Below are 19,867 nucleotides of genomic sequence, written 5' to 3'. Positions count from 1 at the left end.
TTCAGGTCCGACGCGCGATGCAGTCGATTTCGACCAGCGCATCAACGGCCAGAGCGGTGACGCCGATTGTGGTTCGGGCGGGTCTTCGGTCGACCGGGAAGTATTTCTGGTAAGCTTCGTTAAAGGCCGCATAGTCGCGCTTGAATTCGGTCAGATAGCAGCGACATTGCACGACGTGGCTTAGATCGAGATCAAGCTCACCCAATATGAGAGCGAGGTTGTCCATCACGCGATTGGTCTGGGCCACGATCCCGGAAGGCAAGGCTGCATCGGGTGCGCTTGGATCGGTGGGCATCTGACCCGTCAGGATGACCCAGCCATCGGTTTCCACGGCATGACTGAACGGAGCGACGGGACGCGGTCCATTTGAGAAGAGGTGAAATTCGGGCGGCATGGTGTCGATCTCCTTTGGCTCATCGAGCGTATCAATACACCAGCGTCAGGCGTGTCGGCTAGGCGATTGGGGCAGCCAGACAGTCGCGAAAACGCGCGATTTCCGGTGCCGCGCCGTCGAGCGAGAAGGCGACCGTTTTATCCCCCAGAAATGCGGTCACGGTTGTATTGAACTGCAAGCCATTCAATACATTGCCAAATCCCCGGTCGCGCACGGTCAGCGTATTGCCGTCAATGCTTTGGCGATCGGTGGTAATTGTCAGCCCGTTCGCGCCACTGAACTGAAGTCCGAAAACCCGTGAGGTGTCCCAGGTTGCGGTGCGAGTGACCGCAATGGCGTAGGGCTCGGCTTTGCTGGGGTCATACGTCAACTCGATCGCGCCTTGGGGTGTAGCCGTGCTGACGGTGCAGACTGGCACCGTGCTGAATTCCCAGGCAAAAGCGGGCGTCGTGAGGACAAGGAGGGCGATAAGGTAACGCATGGGGAAGGACATAGAGCGTGCGTACGGTCTGTCAGCCTTCCATTTCCGCGACGTCGAAATCGACGTGAATATGGTTACCGTCCGGGTCATGGAAGTTAACCTGAACGATCGGTATGCCGGGAACCGTCGCGAGGCGGTGGTCGATATCCTTGCTGTCGAGCAGGGCGCGGAACTCGGAGAGGCCAGTGGCGCGGAAGGCGAAGTGCTCCAGCGTCAAATTGGATTGCGCGGCAATCGGGGCGTTGACTTCGACCAGGTGGATGAGACCTTGATCGCCAAGGTAGAGCCACGCACCGGGGAAATCGAAATCGGCGCGCTTTCCGGGGTGGAGGCCGAGGACTTCGCCGTAAAATGAAATCATTTCAGCGAGCTGGGCGGTGCGGAGGTTGACGTGGTCAAACGATGTGAGCGGCATGGCGGACCTTTTGGTTTGGTTGGTACGAGCGTCTCGCAGTAAGGTCTGAATTGCAAGGATTTGAGAGGCGGGATGACGCGCGAGGAGTTTAATACGTTCTGTGGTGGGCTGGCTGCTACAAGTCATGTGGTGCAATGGGGCAATGCGGATGTGTGGAAGGTCGGCGGCAAGGTTTTCGCGCTGTGCGGTTGGTACGAAGGCGGGCCGGCGTTTACGTTTAAGGTTGGTGACATCGCATTTGAAGTGCTGGGGGATGCACCTGGGATACGACCCGCGCCCTATCTGGCGTCGCGGGGGATGAAGTGGGTGCAAGTCTATGAGGAGGGAGCGCTCAGCGAGGAGTCGCTTCGCGAGCATATTGTGGCGAGTTACGAGATGGCGGTGGGGAAGTTGACGAGGAAGGTTAGGGCCGAGTTGGGGGTGTAAAGCCCTAGTGAAACTCCCGGCGGACGATAAAAAGATAGTAATGAATGGAGCAAATTAATCGAAGCGGAAAATACAGGAAACCTGACGAGGCCGCCGCAACGAACCAAAGGATTGCAGCCCAAAAACACAATTTACAAGGAGGGCATCAAGTGCTTGATCTTGCCGCTATGGCGAAAACTATCCGAGCATTGGCGTGAACACGGAACGTCGACAGCGTCTTGCTAGCGGTCCTCAAGGTTAGAATATGAATTGAAGAAGTTACCTGTGAGCGGCTTGGAGCCGTAAACCGCAAATACATCGAAGAAGATATCGAGATATGGGCCCCGAGGGATGTGCTAAAATTCCTGCTTTCTGAGATTGATGCAAATGCGCCAGGGAGTTCACCCTATCTGTTTTGCGGGAGCGAATTGAAGTTCAGAATCCTACAAGTTCTGCGTCGGATTTTCAGCATTTTGAGTATCAAACGATTGGCACTCAAACCGGGATCGATATTTGGCCCTAAACAAAATATAGCATAATCCTTCTCGCTACCTTCATGCAAACTACAAAGATCGGGGGGAGTGTTGATCTTGAAGGGGCATTGCGGGCGGTTTCGCGTGCAACGGAATTGCTATTTGAGATTTCCGAAGGTGATCTATTATTGGTAGGTCCGCTTGAGACGCTAACATCCGATTGTAAATGCGGACGACCATTCTTCAAAAATGCCGATTTGATTGGTGAAGGGGCAATTCTTGCATGCCCTCGCAGGACTTGCATGGAGAGCTTTCAAGTAGTTTCGACTGAAGGAGAAATAGTTCTCGAAAGGCGGTTTGTTTCATTTGTTTGTAGCTGTGAAGAGAGAATTGAAATCCCGACGCGCTACTTGGATAACCTCACTGGGTTGCAGAGGCTGGGTTGCACTTGCAAGTGCGGTCGGAAAGGTTTCATTCGCCACGAAGGAGTGAAGGTATTCATTAAGGCGGTAAAAATCACCGCCCCCGCCTCTTCACATTTCCCCCACGTTGTCCGGCCCTACCAGCCGTACTCCGCCCTTTGCCTTTCTCGCTCTCCGCCACCGCCTGCTCTACCGCGCTTTGCCGCGCTAGCGGATCATCCGCGATCGTCAATTCGACCGTCTCCAACCGCTTCACCTCGTCCCGCAGCCTTGCGGCTTCTTCGAACTCAAGGTTCTCGGCCGCTTTGCGCATATCCTGTCGCAAGCCGTCCAGCACCGCTTGCAGGTTCGCGCCAACCAGCGGTTTGTCGACCTTGGCCGTCACGCGGTTCATGTCGACGTCGCCCTTGTAGAGCCCGGCCAGAACATCCTCGACGTTCTTTTTCACGGTCTCGGGCGTGATGCCGTGCTTTTCGTTGTAAGCGATCTGTTTGGCGCGGCGGCGGTCGGTTTCGCCTAAAGCCCGCTCCATCGAGCCGGTGATGCGATCGGCATACATGATGACGCGACCCTCGGCGTTGCGCGCAGCGCGGCCGATGGTCTGGATGAGCGAGGTCTCCGAGCGCAGGAAACCTTCCTTGTCGGCGTCAAGGATCGCAACGAGGCCACATTCGGGGATGTCGAGGCCTTCGCGCAAGAGGTTGATGCCGATCAGCACGTCGAAGGCGCCGAGGCGGAGATCACGAAGGATTTCAATGCGTTCCAGCGTGTCGATATCGCTGTGCATATAGCGGACTTTGATGCCCTGCTCGTGCATGTATTCGGTCAGGTCCTCGGCCATGCGCTTGGTCAGCGTCGTGACCAGCGTGCGGAAGCCGTCGGCTGTGACTTTGCGCACCTCGTCGAGAAGGTCGTCGACCTGCATGTCCACGGGGCGTATTTCGACCATCGGGTCGAGAAGGCCGGTGGGGCGGATAACCTGTTCGGTGAAGACACCGCCGGCCTGTTCCAATTCCCAGGCGGAAGGAGTGGCCGAGACGAAGATGGATTGCGGCCGCATGGCGTCCCATTCCTCGAATTTGAGGGGGCGGTTGTCCATGCAGGAGGGCAGGCGGAAGCCATGTTCGGCCAGCGTGAATTTCCGGCGGTAGTCACCCTTGTACATGCCGCCGATTTGCGGGACCGAGACGTGGCTTTCGTCGGCGAAGACAATAGCGTTGTCGGGGATGAATTCGAACAGGGTGGGAGGTGGTTCACCCGGGGCGCGGCCTGTCAGGTAGCGCGAGTAATTTTCGATACCGTTGCAGTGACCGGTAGCTTCAAGCATCTCAACGTCGAAGTTGGTGCGCTGTTCAAGGCGCTGGGCTTCGAGGAGTTTGCCTTCGTCGACGAGTTGGGCGAGGCGGATTTTGAGTTCGGCCTTGATGCTTTCAATGGCCTGTTTCAGCGTCGGTTTGGGTGTCACGTAGTGCGAGTTTGCATAGACGCGAACCTTGTCCATCGCGCCGGTTTTCTCGCCTGTTAGGCTGTCGAACTCGACGATGCTTTCCAGTTCTTCGCCGAAGAACGAGAGACGCCATGCCCGGCTTTCGAGGTGGGCGGGCCAGATTTCGAGGCTGTCGCCACGTACGCGGAAGGTGCCGCGCTGGAAGGCCTGGTCGTTGCGCTTGTATTGCTGCGCGATGAGGTCGGCCATGACTTTGCGCTGGTCATAGTCGCGACCCGTGATGAGTTCCTGGGTCATTGAGCCGTAGGTTTCGACGGAACCAATACCGTAAATGCACGAAACCGAGGCCACGATGATTACATCGTCGCGTTCCAGCAGGGCGCGGGTGGCCGAGTGGCGCATCCGGTCGATCTGGTCGTTAATCTGGCTCTCTTTTTCGATGTAGGTGTCGGATCGGGCGACGTAAGCTTCGGGTTGGTAATAGTCGTAAAAGCTCACAAAGTATTCGACGGCGTTGTCGGGAAAGAAGCCTTTGAATTCGCCGTAAAGCTGCGCGGCCAGTGTCTTGTTGGGGGCAAGGATGATCGCGGGGCGTTGGGTTTCGGCGATGACCTTGGCCATCGTGTAGGTTTTGCCCGTGCCGGTTGCACCAAGAAGAACCTGGTTTTGCTCACCTTCGTTAATGCCTTTGGACAGCTCAACAATTGCCGTCGGTTGGTCACCCGCGGGTTTGAATTCGCTGCGCATAACAAGAGGCCGTCCGCCCTCGAGTTTCTCGCGGGTCAGGGCGGCGGAAGCTGAACTGTGCAGAATTGGGTCAGCGGACATGCGTGATTCCTTTCGGTCCGTCAGACTTGGTCTTCTTTTGTTCACGTTCAAGGTGTTCTTTGCGTCTGTCCGTATGCTCCTGACATTTTCCAAGTTGCGGTTGTAAACAGGGCGTTATTCGAAAATACAACCATAAGTAGTTTTAATCCTTTATGACCCACGTTTATCGTGTATTCTAATCCTACTAAGCAGCAGATCGAGCTGTCGGCCGGGGTTGCGACTTACCCACCCCTCGCTCCCCGTGCCCTGGTCGGCACCTCAGCTGATGCTTTCCCTTGCACGACAGGTGCGTTTCGCGCGATATATCGAGCAACGAAAAGGGACCACATCATGACAGCACGCATCTTCAAACCGGCGAAATCGGCCATGTCTTCGGGCCAGGCAAAAACGCGTGAGTGGGTGCTGGAATATGTGAATGATACTGCGCGCGAAGTTGACCCACTAATGGGCTGGACTTCGTCGAACGATACCCAGTCGCAAATCCGCATGCGGTTCGCGACGAAAGAAGCCGCTCTGGAATACGCCAAGGACAACGGGATCGGCGCAGTTGTCGTCGAGCCAAAACCGCGTAAACCCAATATTCGCGCTGGTGGATATGGTGAGAACTTTGCGACCAACCGCCGAGGGGCTTGGACGCACTAGGAGTCAGGTCGCGGTCGCACGCTTTAGCAGGAATTCAATCATGCCTTCCATGCGCTCGCGCGGGACAGCAGAAATGCGGTTCTCAAGCCCGAGCAGTACGATGCCGTGGACGGACGAGAACAGCGCGCGGGTCATGAGGTCGATTTCCCCGGGTTCGGGGTCGGGATGAAGCTCGGACAAGGGTTGCGCAATGATCGCGAACAGCCGACCGAGTTCTTGCATATACCATTCCGGCACGTCGCGGTCTGTTGACATCTCGACGTCGAACAGCGCGCGCCAAAGGTTCGGGTTCGCACTGGCAAACTCAAGGTAGGCGATCGCCATTGCGACAAGGCGTTCGGTCGGAGGCGCATCTGCGACTTTGGCGACGGCGTCCGAGACGTGTTTGCCAAGGCGGCCAAACGTGCGTCCGTTAACCGCCAGCGTAAGGCCAGTCATATCGTCGAACACATTGTAAATTGCACCGACCGCGCATCCGGCTTCTTTCGCCAACGTGCGGGCGCGAAGCGAGGCAAGCCCGTCAGCGCGGACTTGAGCTTCGGCAAGCCCAATCAGGCTTTCGCGCAGAGCCTCTCGCCGTTTGGTTGTGTCGTGTGCCATCGAATCCCTACCTGAACAGTGTTCAATGAACTAGCCTGCGAGCCGTTCTTCTGCAACAGGCTTGCCAAGATCGAAAGGGCACGCCAATAACGCGGTCAGCGGTCCCATAGCTCAACTGGATAGAGCAGCTGACTTCTAATCAGCAGGTTGAGGGTTCGAGTCCTTCTGGGATCGCCACGAATTTCATCTAAACTACTGAAATAAATAATTTATCTTACAATTTTTACGCAGCGATCCCCCATTTGTTCCCCCAGGCGACATTCAATGTAGGCTGGTTCAGGGGCTCTCACACTGAGTCGCGTGACATCTCCATGATGGCTTTCCTTAGTTCTATCCACTCTCTTGTCCGCAATCCATGTTTGTAAGCAGGATTCGCCTCCCCAGAGCCATGCCCACCTCGTGCGCCATGCATTCTGCAAACAGACCAACCTCGAACCGCAGGGCTATTGCAGGGAAGTCCCGAGCGCTTTGAATGTGCGGTACATCTCGGAGCGTCATGAGCGCTTTGCATGGGGTTATCGTCACTTCTTGCCATGACCTCCCCCCTCGTGGCTGACTGAGCCAACAATCGCCTGACCGCCCTCATTCACTGTTACGCGCTCGACCCGCACGGTTTGCTGGGCCTTTGCACGGTACTTCTTCAGCCCGTCCATCTGCGCAAGGAACGTGCGGCTTAGCCGTGTCATTGACCTCTCGTAGCCTTCGCGCACGTCTGCGCATGCCGCATGCAGACCTTTCTGAGACATGGAACACAAAGCAAAATGTGTTGCCGTCATTTGAGTGACCAGCATCGCCTCAACTGCGTCCCTGGGCTCTAGCTCGACGGCCATAGCTGGCATCAGGTCAATGTACTCCATGGCCTTCTGGCCAAAAGCGTTGAGCGCAAGGTTAAGCAGCAGGTCCGCCGCTTCCCTTGTCTTCATTCCATACAGCCTCTGTATTTGGTCCTCATCGGCAGGATGAATGGTTACGTTGCTATCGCCTTTTGTTACCAGCTTGGGAGCGGTGCGTTTTGCTGTGACAATCTCATGCTTGGCCTCTTTGCCCATCTTCTGCCTCCAAGGTTATTGGCGTTCGTAGCCGTTGTGTGTTCATGATATGTTCTATCACACACTTGCACAGAAACGAACCGATATGCCGGACCGACGCGGGCGCAGAGCCAGTCTGGAAGACATCTTGCCGGAGGATAGGAGGGCATGGGCAAAGGAGATATGGGCGAACCGGTCTGATGTGGCCAAGCTCAGCTCCGGTGCCTGGATGCTCAGAGAGGCAGCGAAGGAGCTCGGGCTCAGCGAGGAAGCTGTCGATGAGGTTTTGCGGCCTTAATGCTTGAATACAGCACAGCCTCGTCACCCAGAATCTTTGAATTGTGGATGCGTGAATTTGGCTTCCCCCACCGGTCAGTGGAGATGAGTTCCGGGGATTTGAGTACCCCCCCCTAGACAAATCTTCAGGGTCACTTCGTTAATGACCCGCCGCCCTGTTCCGTTTGCACTGGGATGTTATTCAAAAGGGGGTACGGGTCTCACAGCGACGAATTGATCGCAAAGCAGACATTCGTACACCGCGCAGCGAATGGCTGTTTTGAGCCCGAACCGGACCTACCTCTACAAGGCACGTGCGGAAACCACGGTGACCATGACAGGAACCCTGTAGGTTGTTCCATCACGGAACTTCTCGCTGACGGATTGCGAAATCGCTTTTGCAACGGTCTCCACGGTTTCGTCAGTCTGGCTCTTTATCAGCATCCGAGCGCCAACGGTTGCAGTCAGAAAGATTTCGAACAAATCCTCAGGCTTTTCCAAAACCCATTCCGCCTCTACGGTTTGGTGTTCGATCATTTCGAGAGCCGCCGCCCCCATCATCGCGTTTGCTTGCGCGGGGTCTGCAAATGCAAACAGGTCGGGTTGAGGTGGCGCAGCAGAGAAATCAGCGTGAGCCTTCAGAGCACCGAATACCGTTCTAAAGGCAGGTGATGCCGGGGGCGCGGTCCAGGTTGCCATGACAAACTCACCGTTTAGCTTCAGCACTCGCCGAACCTCATTCAGCGCTCTAGGTTGGTCGGGAATGTGCATCATGCCGAAATTGCAGACGACTTTGTCGAACTCCGCATCATCGAAGGGCAAGGCCATTGCATCGCCGGTGATAATCTCGGCGTCGGGTGCGGTCCGTCGCGCGTTTGCGATCATTTCAGGGGAGAAGTCCAATCCGGCAACAATGGCGCCAGCCTCCGCGATCATGGCCGTCAATGTCCCCTGACCACAACACAGGTCAAGTACGCGATCGCCGGACGCGATGTGGTCTGCGACGATCAGATTACCCACCTTGTTCGTGATGGGGACAAAATGATTGATGTAGGCCTCGACGATCCCGCCGTTTGTCCATCCCTCCTTTTCGCGCGAGCCGAATTCTTCGAAATCGGACATGACTTATCTCCCCCTTTTTTTTGGCGAAAGGTTATCATGGCTAACATCAGGTGTCAGCTTTGGTCCGCTAAGCCGTCATCCAACGATTCAAGTCAGATGACTGCTTTGAGCCCAAAGTGCAGGATGCTGCGCCGCGTTCTAGGGGCCGCGATACGCACAAAGCAGCCATTGGCTTTGGCAAAAGCGGCTCATAGCCGCCGTTGGCCGCCCCTCCACATCGCTGCAGTGCGGCCCTTTCTTCCGGACATTCGCTGCGTCGGCAGGACCTGATGATAGGCGGACTAACAGTTTGCGGACAAAGCGCCAATTCATGGCTTTTGGATCGGTGCTGTAAGTACATTAAGCATCTGTTGAGGCGCTTCATGATTTCTTGTCAGTTGATGGTGGGTTACTTTTTACGTTATTGATTGCCTTATGGGAAATGTTAATTTGTGTAGGGCCAGCGGCAAAACAGCGTGTTGGCATATTAAAACATCAGGAGACACAATCATGAACGCATTCCAAAAAACCCTAGCCGCCGCCACTCTTGGCCTCAGCGCAATCGCAACCAGTGCTGCCGCCGATGACTTGGCCGCTGTACATGCCTTCTACGATATTTTCACCAATCCAGGTCCTGAAAGCAACGCGGCATTCCTTGCTGCGACGTCCGAGGATTGGAAGAGCTACGCCGATTATTCCGGCAATTACGAAGTCCGTGAAGATCTGTTGCCCCGCTCGGCTGGCATCGTAGCGTTCATGCCGGATCTTGAATTTACAATTGAGGCCATTCATCAGGACGGCGACTTTGTGATCGTCAGAAGCCGTTCAATCGCAACGCCAGCGGGCCCGTTCTTGGGCATTGATCCCGAAGGCCGCAACTTTGACGTCATGAACATCGACATCCACGAATTGAAGGATGGCAAGCTTGTAAACCTCTGGCACATCGAAGACTGGGCTACGGCAATGCGGCAGATGTCCGGCCAGTAAAAAATCGTACGACTGAAAGTCAAAGATTACGATATCTAAGCCCCGAGTTGGCAACGCTATTATCGACCAACTCGGGGACGTATCGCTCCAACTCTCTCTAAATGACAATTTGCTGCGCTGCAGTAGTTCGTAAAGAGGTCTACTCGCAGACCTTCGCTTTCCACCCGAGCTGTTTTTCGATGCCGTCGCGAACAGTGCAAAGCGGCCGTTCTTGCGAAACGGCCAATGGCGGGTTTGTCCCGCATTGCAGTCATTAGTGCTCGACGCAGCGAACGTCCGCTCTGAGCCCAAAGCCGTCACTAATAGTTATCGTTCTGAGCGTCTGCTTTGGCGAACACACTGTTGGCGCCAGCGCGATCCAATTGAGATTTTTCCTACACCGGCGCTACGGTCTTTCCGGCATTCCGGATTTGGCGAAGAGATCAAGGACAAAACTTAGGTCGTTCGGGTTGGAAAAAGGCAAGTAACGCCGCGCGGTGGTGAGGGTATAGAACGGGTTCGTTTCTCTTAGCTGGTCCATCGCATGTCGAGCATCGCCGGGTCGCCCTATGGCGGCATAGGCGGCCGCAGCCCAAGCCAGAGCGTTTGAATGACCTGGCATTTGAGTCATCATCTGCTCCAGGACCGGCAAAGCTTCTTCGATCCGCCTAAGCATGAATAGGGCACGACCGTGGAAACCAATGAAGACTGGCGAGAAATGGGGGTTCATAACATTCGCCAGCTCGATCTCGACCAGCGCCGCTTCAGCTTCGCCGCAGAATGACAGAACATAAGCAAAAAAACCGCGGAACTGGGCATTAGAGGGGTTGAGTCTAACCGAGCTTTGCATAGCAGAAATTGCGCGGTCATGGGCACGGTTGTGCCAAAGCTCAGAGATCCCGAGCATTGCATGCGCCCAAGGATCGCGCGGGTCAATCGCCACGGCAGTACGAGCCGCTTCGTAGGCGGTCCGAAATGTTGTCCCTGGATTCTCCGTCCAGAAGTTGTTGCCTTCAATAACAAAACTGAAAGCCAGGATCGCGTGAGCACGGGCGAATTTCGGGTCGAGCTCAAGCGCTTTCAGGGCCTCGTCCCGTGCAATCACCGCGTCATTGGGATCTATGCGCAGGCAGTGTTCGGTGGCCTTCAGGACATGGTCATATGCGCCACTCTCGGCCACGACCCGTTTGTAGCGCTGTTGCGCAATCTGGCCTACGAGCGTGTTTACTATTACCGTCGTGATCTCATCCTGCACCGCGAATATATCAGCAAGCTCGCGATCGTAGCGTTCGGCCCAAATCTGATTGCTCTGAGCGGGGTCGATTAACTTAGCCGTAACCCGCACCCGATTGCCAACCCTGCGGACGGAACCCTCGACGATATACTGTACGCCGAGTTCTCCGGCGACATCGGCTGCAGGGGTGGTCTCGTCACGGTAGAAGAATGAGGAGTGGCGGGCTATCACGAAAAGCTCTTCGTAGCGGCTGAGTTCTGTAATGATGTCGTCTGTTATGCCGTCAGAGAAATATGCTTGCGCAGGGTCGCCGGACATGTTCGCAAACGGTAATACGGCGATCGATGGCTTTTGGGAGCGTTTCAGAGCGCCGGGTCTAGCGGACCCGACCGGGGCCTCGAAACGGAAACCGCGGCGCGGGATGGTCTTGATAATCCGCTGTGCGGTCCCGTCGTCGTCCAGCGCGGCACGGGCCGCGTTGATACGAGATGAGATAGCGCTGTCCGACACAATACGCCCGGCCCAAACATTTTCGATCAGATCGTCGCGGGTGATGACCGTTCCGGGGTGCGATGCAAGGTGTGCAATTAGGTCTAGGACCTGCGGTTCAACCTGCACTGGGGCGCCATCTCGGCGCAATTCACCACGCCCGGGATCGAGCTGGAAATCCAAAAAAGATATGATGCCAAGCTCGCTCATCCGTAACTTCCATCACTCTGGTGACGGATTGGCAAGACGTTTGGACGAATTCACAAGGTCTTCTGGACGCTCCCCGAAAGTTTCTTAGCCCAAGACATGTGAGCTTTGTTCATCGCCGCAACGAAGCGGCTTTTACAAAGGAACGCGTAAATGACACGCCAAGATTATATCTTCAAGCACGCCGCCGAAATCGTTAACCAAAAAGCACGTACCGCCCAAACGCTGCAATCGCAGGAAGCAAGGCGACTTTGTATTGCTGCAGTCGCCGTTTTCAGAAATGCGCTGTTCAACATCAGAAGCTTCGCGACGCGCACCAAGCAATGCAAAAGTTGAGTTTCGATGGAATGAAATCCTATTCACTGAACTATTTGGCGCAGATATTCGATTGCCGCATTGATCCCGTTAGAGGTCATTGGTGGTTCGCACAGCGAATGTCCGGTTCCCGCCCTTCGTGACGGCGCGGGATTTCAAGCGCACCAGATTTCGCACTTGCAGCGAAAGCTCACTTTGTTCGCATAACGGTCATTGATGGAGTCCGCGGCGAATGACTGCTTCGAGCCCAGAGCGGACTTTCAGATTTTAAATCATTTTGACAGCAGAGATTGCCAAGGCAACCGCCACATACGACCTCGGCCCATCTTGGTCGCCATCAAGGTATGCGCGTCTTACGGCATCCTTAATTTTTGCCCTCAGGTCAGTCGGTCTTTTCGAATAATAGGCTGGTATGGGACCGTCTTTGCCATCGAAGGGTGCCCAATAGTCGGCAAAAGATTTGAATTCAGTTCGGATTAATAACTCATCTGCTCGAATACCTGAAAAGCCCGCCGACAGGGCGACCTGCGTCAATTGTCCTGGTTGCCGAAGCGGTCTTGTAAAATTCTTCTTTCGCAGAACTCCCGCCTCCTCGTCCAGAACTGCAGCGGTATCGAGGAACATGCGATTGAATACCAAGCCGCCCCTTGCATCCCAAACGGCTGCTGCAAAGCGGCCGCCGGGCTTAAGCACTCTGAATAGCTCTTCAAAAGCTCGAACTGTGTCAGGAACAAAATCCAGAACAAGCTGAGAATACGCTTGCTCAAAATGGCAGTCTGCGAATGGAAGCTTCGTGAGATCCGCTACATCGAAATCCGCACGGTGGTCAGATACATTCTGCCGGCAGTACGCAATGTAGGCGTTTGAAATGTCGACACCTACGATCATCGCCTGCGATGTCCTACTCAGCAACTCAGAAGTCAAAGACCCCGTTCCGCAACCCGCATCAAGAATCGGACCGCGGTCATCAATTTTTGAGAATGCCAGGAATTTTGGGGCAAGAAGTCTGCTGAAGCGGCCCATTTGCAGCTCGTAGCCTGCACCACTTGCAGTTGCGAAATCTGTTGATTTACTTACGATGAGTCGCTCACCTATCCGCCAACACAGACGGTCAGCCAGGCAAAGCTTAACACACTCGCCCAAGAGCACCTAAGCTTGTCTGCATCTTTCCGCAGAGCGGTCGTTCAGGCAGAGTGCAGCGAATGACGGCTCTGAGCCCATTGCGGACAAGAGAAAATCAGACCAACAACGCAACGTCGTTGGAATTATTAGGGCGTTTACTATCGGTCAGAAGTTCGAAGTTTAGGATGATCCAAATTGAGTTCAGGAAAAGATGAAGTCGAGGATGTCTTCTGCCTGCCCATAGCTTTCCGGTTCCGCAGGAAAGCTTTGAGGAGCGTTCTCCATAGGGATTACCGGGAGGCCGGTTGCTTCATCAAATTCGGGAATTTCGCCAGTGTCTACTGGTGGGGTTGTATCTGGGGGTCCCATAGCTTCGGGCTCTGGTTGAACGGGTAGCTCAGAAGGTTTTCCGCCTTCGGGAAGTCCAGATAGTTTTTCAGTTGCCATGCCTCTGCCTTCGGCATTTGCGATAGCCTTAAGTATTGCGTCTGCTTTCATTACAATTGGCCTCAGATTGTTGTTTGGATTTTTCTATATCTTAATCCATCGATTGTGGCGAAAGTTGGGCAGCGCAAATGAGGATTGCGGTTTCGGCGAACGCCCGCTTCGTCCGCGTAGCGGTCATTAACGAAGGCTGCAGCAAACGACGGCTTTGCGCCCAAAGCAGACTGAATTTCTCATGACAAACAATGAATGCTCAATTGCTCATTTTGGGCCGTATTTTCGACAGTTTCATATGCCATATTTTATATGTAACGATTTTTTAATTCTAGGTGCCCGTATGAGTATAATGACGTCCGTAGTCAGATCCGATAAGAGCTTCTCTTGCCAAGATGGTACTTCAGAAACTCTCACTGACCCAGTTCACCCAGTATTCGCTATTGAGCAGATGCGTTCGCGTTTGCACGACTTCTCGGACACTGAACTTGAAACACTGGAAGATGAGTTGGATTTTTACGCGTTCACAGGGATAGCTGGCGCTTATGTGAAACAACTTCTTCAATGTAACTGACGGGGGTTCCCCGACCCTGCCAAATTCCTCATCGTCCGCATTGCAGACCTTTGAGCTTGTCGCAGTGAATGACGGCTTCGAGCCCTAAGCGATCGGTTAATTAAACAGTTTACTATTTCGCTGGACCGCAGTTCTAAGTCCGCGATCTTCAGCCCCATCTCAAGAATTTTGGGATACTTCAATGTTGTGCTAGATTCGCTGCAGTCGAGATCGGAATTGATCTCGTGTATATGGGGGACAAATCAATGAAAATACTTAAGAGAGCCGCGGCCTTAGTGATGGTTTGCCTGTTTGCCACGCAAGCATTTCCAGGAGGTCACGCTTTATCAACAGAAGAAGTTCTGAATAAGCACCTGACCTCCTTCGGCGCGGGCGATGTAGATGCAATTATGGAGGATTACACTGAAGACAGTGTCATTATTCTTCAATCCGGTGTTCTTGCTGGACCTGATGCCATACGTGGTCTGTTCGATGCGCTGGTCGCTGAGTTCTCAAAGCCGGGAATGACATTCTCACTCGACGCAACACACATAAATGAAGATGTCGCATTCATCGTTTGGCATGCTGAAACAGCCGATAACGTATACGAATACGCGACGGACACCTTTGTGATTAAGGACGGAAAAATCCGTACGCAGACAGTCGCATTCGCTGCTTCAGCCAAGTAGGTAGACAGCGCTGAGAAGCAGTAATGAATTCTGCTGCAACGGCTGCTTTGTCCGCGTAGCAGTCATTCGTGCACGTCGCAGCGAACGGCCGCTCAGAGCCCAAAGCGGAACAAGAGAAATCTGAAAGGATTCAGCTGCGAACCAGCAAAACGCCAAGTGGATGTCGTTATCTTGCGACAGACATCAAGTAAGAAACTATGTGAGCAACATCATCTCTGCTCCAGTCGCCCTGCCACCTCATTCTAGTGCCCGGAACCGTCAACATCGGCTCAGCCACAAATGAAAAAAGAAGCTCTTCGGTCCAAGTCCCGCCCACTTTTTTCAATGCGTCGCTGTATTGAGCGTCATCTCTGGAGGCGACTTGTCGTCCGTAGATATTCACCAGCGAATGTCCCATTTCAGGCTGCGTAACAACCTCTGCCTCAGATTCGACTTTGTGACATCCACCGCACCTTGTGATTGTCAATTCTCGCCCAAGATTTGGATCGGCTTTCGACATCCGCTCCTTATCTAAAGGTATCGGTCTAGGCCCGGCTCCTGCCTTCAACAATGCTTCCGCGATGGCGGCATCACGGTCTGGCGAGGAGAAACGCACCTTGAATGTACCCAAATGCAGGGCGTTCACATTTCCATGCCCGCCTTTAGGGCTACGGCTGGCAACAGCGGTAGCTTCAATGTCTGCGCCTGCCGCAATCAAAGCTTGTAATGCTTCCAAACGCTGTTCGAGTGCAGCGATCATAAGCGATGTGTATCCGTCTGCATTACGAGCATCAGTGTCCGCTCCCGCCGTCAAAAGAATTTCGACGACCCCTACATGCCCGCGGCTTGTGGCGGCGTGCAAAGCCGTTCCCAATGCCGAGCTGGACATATTCAAATCCGCTCCTTTTGAAATCAGCAACTCTACCGCTTCAGCCTGTCCACTGAAGGCGGCCATCTGGAGAGGCGTTGCAAATTCTAGGGCGTTCACGTCGGCTCCATCTTTCAGAAGATTTTCGAGAGCGGCGATGTCACCATTGCGTGCCGCATCGTGAAGTGGACCGCCAATGACCATTGATGCCGGTGCAAGAACTATGGCTGTCAGTATTGCCAGAAAGACTCTTGGATTGTGCATGCATCTCCCCCCAAAGTGCCGCCGCTATGCTACGTAACCTACCAAATCTGTGCATCAATGTAAAAACGGCCAGATGGTTAAGTCACATTTGCGACGCTGTAACTCATAAATTTCTGGAAGGAAAAAAGTGCCAGATTCATCTTGTCGACGATCCACCATCGCAATTTCGGCTTTGTCCGCATAGCGGTCATTGATGGAGGCCGCAGCGAATGACAGTTAGGAGCCCAAGGCGGACCTCCTATTGACCCATATCAAAGGATATCTTGCGTACTTTGTTAGAACTTCGCGAAACAGCCATTTGGGAGCGCGCGTTGAAACTGAATGCAGACAATGAAGAGCTAAAGCCTCAAAGGTTCTTTCTTATTGTCGCAATCGTGGCTTCGCTTTCAGGCGCAACTTTTGCGAAAGCAGATGAAACGCCATCGGGTGTCGCTGGCCAGACATGGGACTATGTCGCCTTGGGAGGCTCCATAGGAGCCCAGTGGATGAAGCACTACGGAGCTCTCATCGAGTCTGATTTATCGGTTGAGATTGTCTACTACGACCATTCTTTCCCATTCCAAAAAGTTTCGGCGTTACGGGAAAAAGTAACTGGCGAGCCAAACATTCGGGAGGACATAGTAAACGCTGAGGTTATTACCATCGGAGTTGGATTCGCTGACATGAGGCCGGCGATCACGCTATGGGGATCAGAGAGGAAGACCCCAGACTCCGAGGGAATGAATGGAGCGATACACGAGTTTTGCCTTGCCTACGACGCAATGTTATCTGAGGTGGTGTCGCTGGCTGCCCCGACGACCATTGTGCAGATTATGGACTTCTACTTTCCATACGTGGAGGCACATCGGGACATGGGGATTTACGAAAGCACAAAGCAGGACTGGAAACGCTTCAATGAGTGCATCGCCACCGCGGGGAGTCGGCACGGTGTCGCTGTGGCGCAAGTTCACAAAGCATTCAATGGGCCGCTCGGAGACGATGATCCCGCTAAAAAAGGCTATCTGGATTCCGGCGGTAAGCACTCCAGCGAAGAGGGAATGCAGGTCATAGCTGAGGAATTTCGACGTCTGGGGTATTTGCGAGAGCCAGAATAAGTACTCAGTTCGTCCCGGTTTGCCACCACCCCAGTGCAGCGGCTGCTTAGTCCGCATAGCAGTCATTCGCTGTGAGGCGCATCAAGGTCCGCTTTGCGGACAAACCGGTCTTTTGACCTTTTGACCAAAAATCATCTTTTCGAAAGAGTCTCATTATCAATGGCCAAGAGGTCCAATAAACCGGATGTCGAAAACCCGAGATTCTTCGAGACACCAATCGATGCTGCATTTTCTGCTAGAATGCCCGTCTCGTACTGTAAAAGACCGTGCCGTTTCGCCATTGAAACCATTGCCGTTGCTCCAAGAAACTTGGCAATACCGCGACCGCGCCAATCAATGTTGGTAGAGAGAAACCCCCACCATGCTTTGCCTTGTTCTGATCGCGCGCGAGTTGCCTGAACGATGGCCGCAGCAAACCCAATCACCCTTCCATCTGAAGTCTTTGCAAAGAGGCAAACCGCAGGTCCCGCGTCACCACGCAAGAATGCTGACGCCGGCAACAGAATGCCACAGGATTGGGTTAGATCATCGAGTTTGTCATACTCCTCGGCAGATGTTGTGACCCCAATCTCGTGTACAGAAAGTTCTGTGGGCAAAGCGTTTTGGCGCAAGAAATCACTAGCCGCGGCGACGCCCGCCTCATCCGCGCTCCAACGTTCCTGAACTTCCACCAAAAGGCCTGCACTCTTTATCTCGGCGATACGTGCCGTTGCGATTTCTGGTGTAAGTTGGGGAGATGGTCCAAGCCCCTGGAGTCTAGCGAGCGCAATTTGAGCCGCTACATCCTCTACTCGATTTTTTAGAAGCCCGACAGCACGGCCATGAAAGCAGTAGCTCGGATCGTCTTGGACGATCTGCCACAACAAATCGGCCCTTCGTTCGAGCCCCTGTTGCTCTAACGTGCCAAAATACCTGTTCTGGCTAAACATAGTGATGAATTACACAAATCGACCGTGCTGTCACCATGCTACAAATCGAGGACGAACGTCGAAGTGGCCAATAGTATAGTCCCAATCTTTGCAATTCTCCCAAAGATATTGATTTAGTCAGCCGCAGACCCGCAATAACTGGACGGCACTTGTGCTCGAAGACGTAATTCGCTGCGACAAGCTCAAAGGTCAGCAATGCGGACAAAGCAGTCAGCCAATGGCAATCAACGTATCGTTTCGAAATCTGCTCTACCAGTTCCCGCTGCGGCTCAGACTGGCGCGGTGCAGGGTCATGGCTGCATCCGTGCTAAGCGGCAACCAACCGGCCGCAGAGATGTCGTGCTCGATAAGCCCGATGTCCCGAAGATCGCCGCTCTTTAGATGACGCAGATATGTGATCTGCTTGCGGCGCGCCTGCCATTCGATAAGGCACTTGCGGGCCTTACGCATGAACCGGTGAGGCGCGGAAGAGATTTGGGTGTTCGGCTGGGTCGTATTGGTGGTGAAAGTCGTCATCTGAATGCTCCTTGTTGAGTCGTTTCGAGATGACCAAAAATTGGCGGAACTGTTGGGGAAGCGGGTAGTGCAGATCATGAAGCGCGTCCGGTACACATTATGAACTGGATTGCTTTCGGTTGAACTGCCACCCTGTTGCAAAGGAGACAGTCCCATGAGTTCCAAGCCCTACGGAATAATCTGCCCAATCACGCGCGCCTGCGATGTGCTGGAGCCTCGATGGACTATCCCAATTCTCTCAGAGCTCTGGGCCGGTGCGACAAAATTCAACGAGCTTCGTCGCGGTATCGGAAGTATTTCTCCCGCACTCTTGTCCAAGCGCCTGAAAGAGCTTGAAGACCACGGCCTCATTGAGCGCATCGAAGATCCGGCAACAGGCGCCGTGGACTACGTCAGAACACAAATGGCGGTCGATTTGGAACCAGCGTTGAATAGCCTGGCAGTCTGGGCTCAGAAATACATCGAGGCCGAGATTGCCTGCGAGGTCAATCTGTCGTCACTGACTTGGAAGATGAGAAGATATATTCTCACAGAAGAGCTTCCGAACAGACGGGTCGTCATCCGGTTCCATTTCCAAGACGAAGACCTAGACTACGACACATACTGGATCGTCGCGAGTCCCGGCGAGCCGGTGCAGCTTTGCACATCCATTCCGGGATTTGACGTGGATCTCTGGGTGGAAACCACGGTGCCTTCACTCAGCGCCATAATTCTTGCGCGTTCCACCGTCGCCCGAGAAGTCGAGGCGGATCGCATGTTCGTCTCTGGGGATGCGCTTCTAGCCCGGACGATGCAGCGTTGGCTTCATGTCACCGACTACCTGCCCGAAGGCGGGCCGCTGGAATTTTCAAGTGAAACCAATAAGACGCATGCTGCTGGCTAAACGGTCTGGGAAAACCTACCAAAAGCCGTCCGCTTTGGGCTCTGAGCCGTCATTCGCTGCGCTGTGCACCAGTGACCGCTTTGGACGGTAGCTAGCCGCGTTATTAGTCCCGTCAGTCGCGTTCTGCTCGGAGGGTGTCCAAACTGTCCAAATGTCCATTTGGCCGGAGAGCGTTCTGGACAAATGGACAGATTGGACAGGGTCTGACTAGAAGTGCGGATCGGGCGTTAGCCGGTAGTGACCGCGACCGCCTTTCTCAATCTCTCCACCTTCGGCCATACGCTGCAACGTCTTGGCGCAGAGATCGTAGTCGAGGTCACCATGCTCTGCGATCTCCTTGGGATGGATCATCCCGTCTTTCAGTGCACACCTGATGGCCTTGCGGGTTTCACTTCCGAAGGCGTCGCAAGGACGACCCAGGTCAGACCAGCGACACGTGCCGGGGTCAAAGTCCATTGCACACTCAAACTCGGCCAGATCGCGCCCACGTCCGTAGAGGACCTTTCCCTCTCCCGTTGAGCTCAGGATGATCGTGCTGTCTGCCGCACCCGTAAGACCGGTTGAGCCTGAGACGGTGTCAAAGGGGTCCTCCGCATCCATCTTGCGAACGTGGTGCACGATGAGAATGGCAATTCCGGTGTCGCTGGCCAGGGAATGAAGCCCGCGAAGGGCGGCATAGTCAGATTGATACTGGCTATCCTTGCCGCCGGACGCGGGTCGTACCGTCGCCAGCGTGTCCACGATCAAGAGGCGTGCATCAGGCGTGCTCCTGATCCAGTCCTCAAAGGCCGTGAGGCCTCCTTGATCCA

At 54.2% G+C, this 19,867-nt stretch carries 20 protein-coding genes and 1 tRNA gene; 7 read left to right on the top strand and 14 right to left on the bottom strand.

Annotated features, from left to right (window positions below; translation table 11 throughout):
• Position 1: 1 nt before the first annotated feature.
• From BOA8489_RS10805 to BOA8489_RS10795, 3 genes are read right to left on the bottom strand one after another with little or no spacing between them, the layout of a single operon-like run.
• Positions 2-394 carry a RidA family protein gene (locus BOA8489_RS10805; RefSeq protein ID WP_093974049.1) on the bottom strand — a complete coding sequence of 131 codons (393 nt, stop codon included), beginning with the start codon at positions 392-394 and terminating at the stop codon, positions 2-4.
• 58 nt (positions 395-452) lie between these two features.
• Positions 453-875, bottom strand: coding sequence for a hypothetical protein (locus BOA8489_RS10800; RefSeq protein ID WP_093974048.1), 423 nt, complete (start codon positions 873-875; stop codon positions 453-455).
• A gap of 31 nt (positions 876-906) precedes the next feature.
• Complete coding sequence (locus BOA8489_RS10795; RefSeq protein WP_093974047.1) at positions 907-1,290, bottom strand: VOC family protein; 384 nt, start codon at positions 1,288-1,290, stop codon at positions 907-909.
• Between the two features lie 72 nt (positions 1,291-1,362).
• Between BOA8489_RS10795 and BOA8489_RS10790 the strand changes: the two genes are divergently transcribed.
• The gene (locus BOA8489_RS10790) at positions 1,363-1,716 is read left to right on the top strand and encodes an MmcQ/YjbR family DNA-binding protein (RefSeq protein WP_093974046.1); all 354 of its coding nucleotides are present in this window, start codon (positions 1,363-1,365) and stop codon (positions 1,714-1,716) included.
• Positions 1,717-2,684: 968 nt separating this feature from the next.
• Here the strand turns inward: BOA8489_RS10790 and uvrB are convergent.
• A complete protein-coding gene (gene uvrB, locus BOA8489_RS10785; RefSeq protein WP_093974045.1) occupies positions 2,685-4,865 on the bottom strand; it encodes an excinuclease ABC subunit UvrB in 2,181 nt (726 codons plus the stop codon).
• Positions 4,866-5,195: 330 nt separating this feature from the next.
• On the opposite strand from uvrB, the gene BOA8489_RS10780 reads away from it, so the two are divergent.
• On the top strand, positions 5,196-5,507 hold the full coding sequence (locus BOA8489_RS10780; RefSeq protein ID WP_093974044.1) for an ETC complex I subunit: 312 nt from the start codon (positions 5,196-5,198) through the stop codon (positions 5,505-5,507).
• Positions 5,508-5,510: 3 nt separating this feature from the next.
• Here BOA8489_RS10780 and BOA8489_RS10775 read toward each other — a convergent pair whose 3' ends face one another.
• A complete protein-coding gene (locus tag BOA8489_RS10775) occupies positions 5,511-6,107 on the bottom strand; it encodes a TetR/AcrR family transcriptional regulator (protein WP_093974043.1) in 597 nt (198 codons plus the stop codon).
• 100 nt (positions 6,108-6,207) lie between these two features.
• On the opposite strand from BOA8489_RS10775, the gene BOA8489_RS10770 reads away from it, so the two are divergent.
• A tRNA-Arg gene (locus tag BOA8489_RS10770) sits at positions 6,208-6,284 on the top strand.
• Between the two features lie 344 nt (positions 6,285-6,628).
• Here BOA8489_RS10770 and BOA8489_RS10765 read toward each other — a convergent pair.
• A complete protein-coding gene (locus BOA8489_RS10765) occupies positions 6,629-7,156 on the bottom strand; it encodes a hypothetical protein (protein WP_093974042.1) in 528 nt (175 codons plus the stop codon).
• Positions 7,157-7,714: 558 nt separating this feature from the next.
• Positions 7,715-8,533, bottom strand: a complete 819-nt coding sequence (locus tag BOA8489_RS10755; RefSeq protein WP_093974040.1) for a class I SAM-dependent methyltransferase — start codon at positions 8,531-8,533, stop codon at positions 7,715-7,717.
• A 489-nt stretch (positions 8,534-9,022) separates the two neighbouring features.
• Here BOA8489_RS10755 and BOA8489_RS10750 point away from each other — a divergent pair, with 489 nt between their 5' ends.
• Positions 9,023-9,499, top strand: coding sequence for an ester cyclase (locus BOA8489_RS10750; protein WP_093974039.1), 477 nt, complete (start codon positions 9,023-9,025; stop codon positions 9,497-9,499).
• Positions 9,500-9,884: 385 nt separating this feature from the next.
• On the opposite strand, the gene BOA8489_RS10745 is transcribed toward BOA8489_RS10750, so the two are convergent.
• From BOA8489_RS10745 to BOA8489_RS20190, 3 genes are all read right to left on the bottom strand, one after another.
• Positions 9,885-11,411 (bottom strand): winged helix-turn-helix domain-containing tetratricopeptide repeat protein, encoded by a 1,527-nt coding sequence (locus BOA8489_RS10745; protein ID WP_093974038.1) that lies wholly within the window; start codon positions 11,409-11,411, stop codon positions 9,885-9,887.
• Between the two features lie 579 nt (positions 11,412-11,990).
• Positions 11,991-12,746, bottom strand: coding sequence for a class I SAM-dependent methyltransferase (locus BOA8489_RS10735; RefSeq protein WP_093974036.1), 756 nt, complete (start codon positions 12,744-12,746; stop codon positions 11,991-11,993).
• A gap of 300 nt (positions 12,747-13,046) precedes the next feature.
• A complete protein-coding gene (locus BOA8489_RS20190) occupies positions 13,047-13,343 on the bottom strand; it encodes a hypothetical protein (RefSeq protein WP_141138275.1) in 297 nt (98 codons plus the stop codon).
• A gap of 759 nt (positions 13,344-14,102) precedes the next feature.
• Between BOA8489_RS20190 and BOA8489_RS10730 the strand changes: the two genes are divergently transcribed.
• The gene (locus tag BOA8489_RS10730) at positions 14,103-14,525 is read left to right on the top strand and encodes a nuclear transport factor 2 family protein (RefSeq protein ID WP_217897946.1); all 423 of its coding nucleotides are present in this window, start codon (positions 14,103-14,105) and stop codon (positions 14,523-14,525) included.
• Positions 14,526-14,691: 166 nt separating this feature from the next.
• Here BOA8489_RS10730 and BOA8489_RS10725 read toward each other — a convergent pair whose 3' ends face one another.
• A complete protein-coding gene (locus tag BOA8489_RS10725; RefSeq protein ID WP_093974034.1) occupies positions 14,692-15,636 on the bottom strand; it encodes an ankyrin repeat domain-containing protein in 945 nt (314 codons plus the stop codon).
• 311 nt (positions 15,637-15,947) lie between these two features.
• Between BOA8489_RS10725 and BOA8489_RS10720 the strand changes: the two genes are divergently transcribed.
• Complete coding sequence (locus tag BOA8489_RS10720; RefSeq protein ID WP_141138274.1) at positions 15,948-16,730, top strand: SGNH/GDSL hydrolase family protein; 783 nt, start codon at positions 15,948-15,950, stop codon at positions 16,728-16,730.
• Between the two features lie 131 nt (positions 16,731-16,861).
• Here BOA8489_RS10720 and BOA8489_RS10715 read toward each other — a convergent pair whose 3' ends face one another.
• Positions 16,862-17,659: a GNAT family N-acetyltransferase gene (locus tag BOA8489_RS10715; RefSeq protein WP_093974032.1), complete on the bottom strand. Its 798-nt coding sequence runs from the start codon at positions 17,657-17,659 to the stop codon at positions 16,862-16,864.
• 249 nt (positions 17,660-17,908) lie between these two features.
• Positions 17,909-18,175 (bottom strand): hypothetical protein, encoded by a 267-nt coding sequence (locus BOA8489_RS10710; protein ID WP_093974031.1) that lies wholly within the window; start codon positions 18,173-18,175, stop codon positions 17,909-17,911.
• 154 nt (positions 18,176-18,329) lie between these two features.
• On the opposite strand from BOA8489_RS10710, the gene BOA8489_RS10705 reads away from it, so the two are divergent.
• Complete coding sequence (locus BOA8489_RS10705; RefSeq protein ID WP_093974030.1) at positions 18,330-19,058, top strand: winged helix-turn-helix transcriptional regulator; 729 nt, start codon at positions 18,330-18,332, stop codon at positions 19,056-19,058.
• 207 nt (positions 19,059-19,265) lie between these two features.
• Here the strand turns inward: BOA8489_RS10705 and BOA8489_RS10700 are convergent.
• On the bottom strand, positions 19,266-19,867 hold a 602-nt coding region (locus tag BOA8489_RS10700; RefSeq protein WP_176440272.1), incomplete at its 5' end, for an AAA family ATPase.

This window comes from Boseongicola aestuarii, assembly GCF_900184815.1.
Lineage (GTDB): Bacteria > Pseudomonadota > Alphaproteobacteria > Rhodobacterales > Rhodobacteraceae > Boseongicola > Boseongicola aestuarii.
Note: the sequence above shows the minus strand (reverse complement) of the source record. Positions and strands in the feature narration are given on the sequence as shown.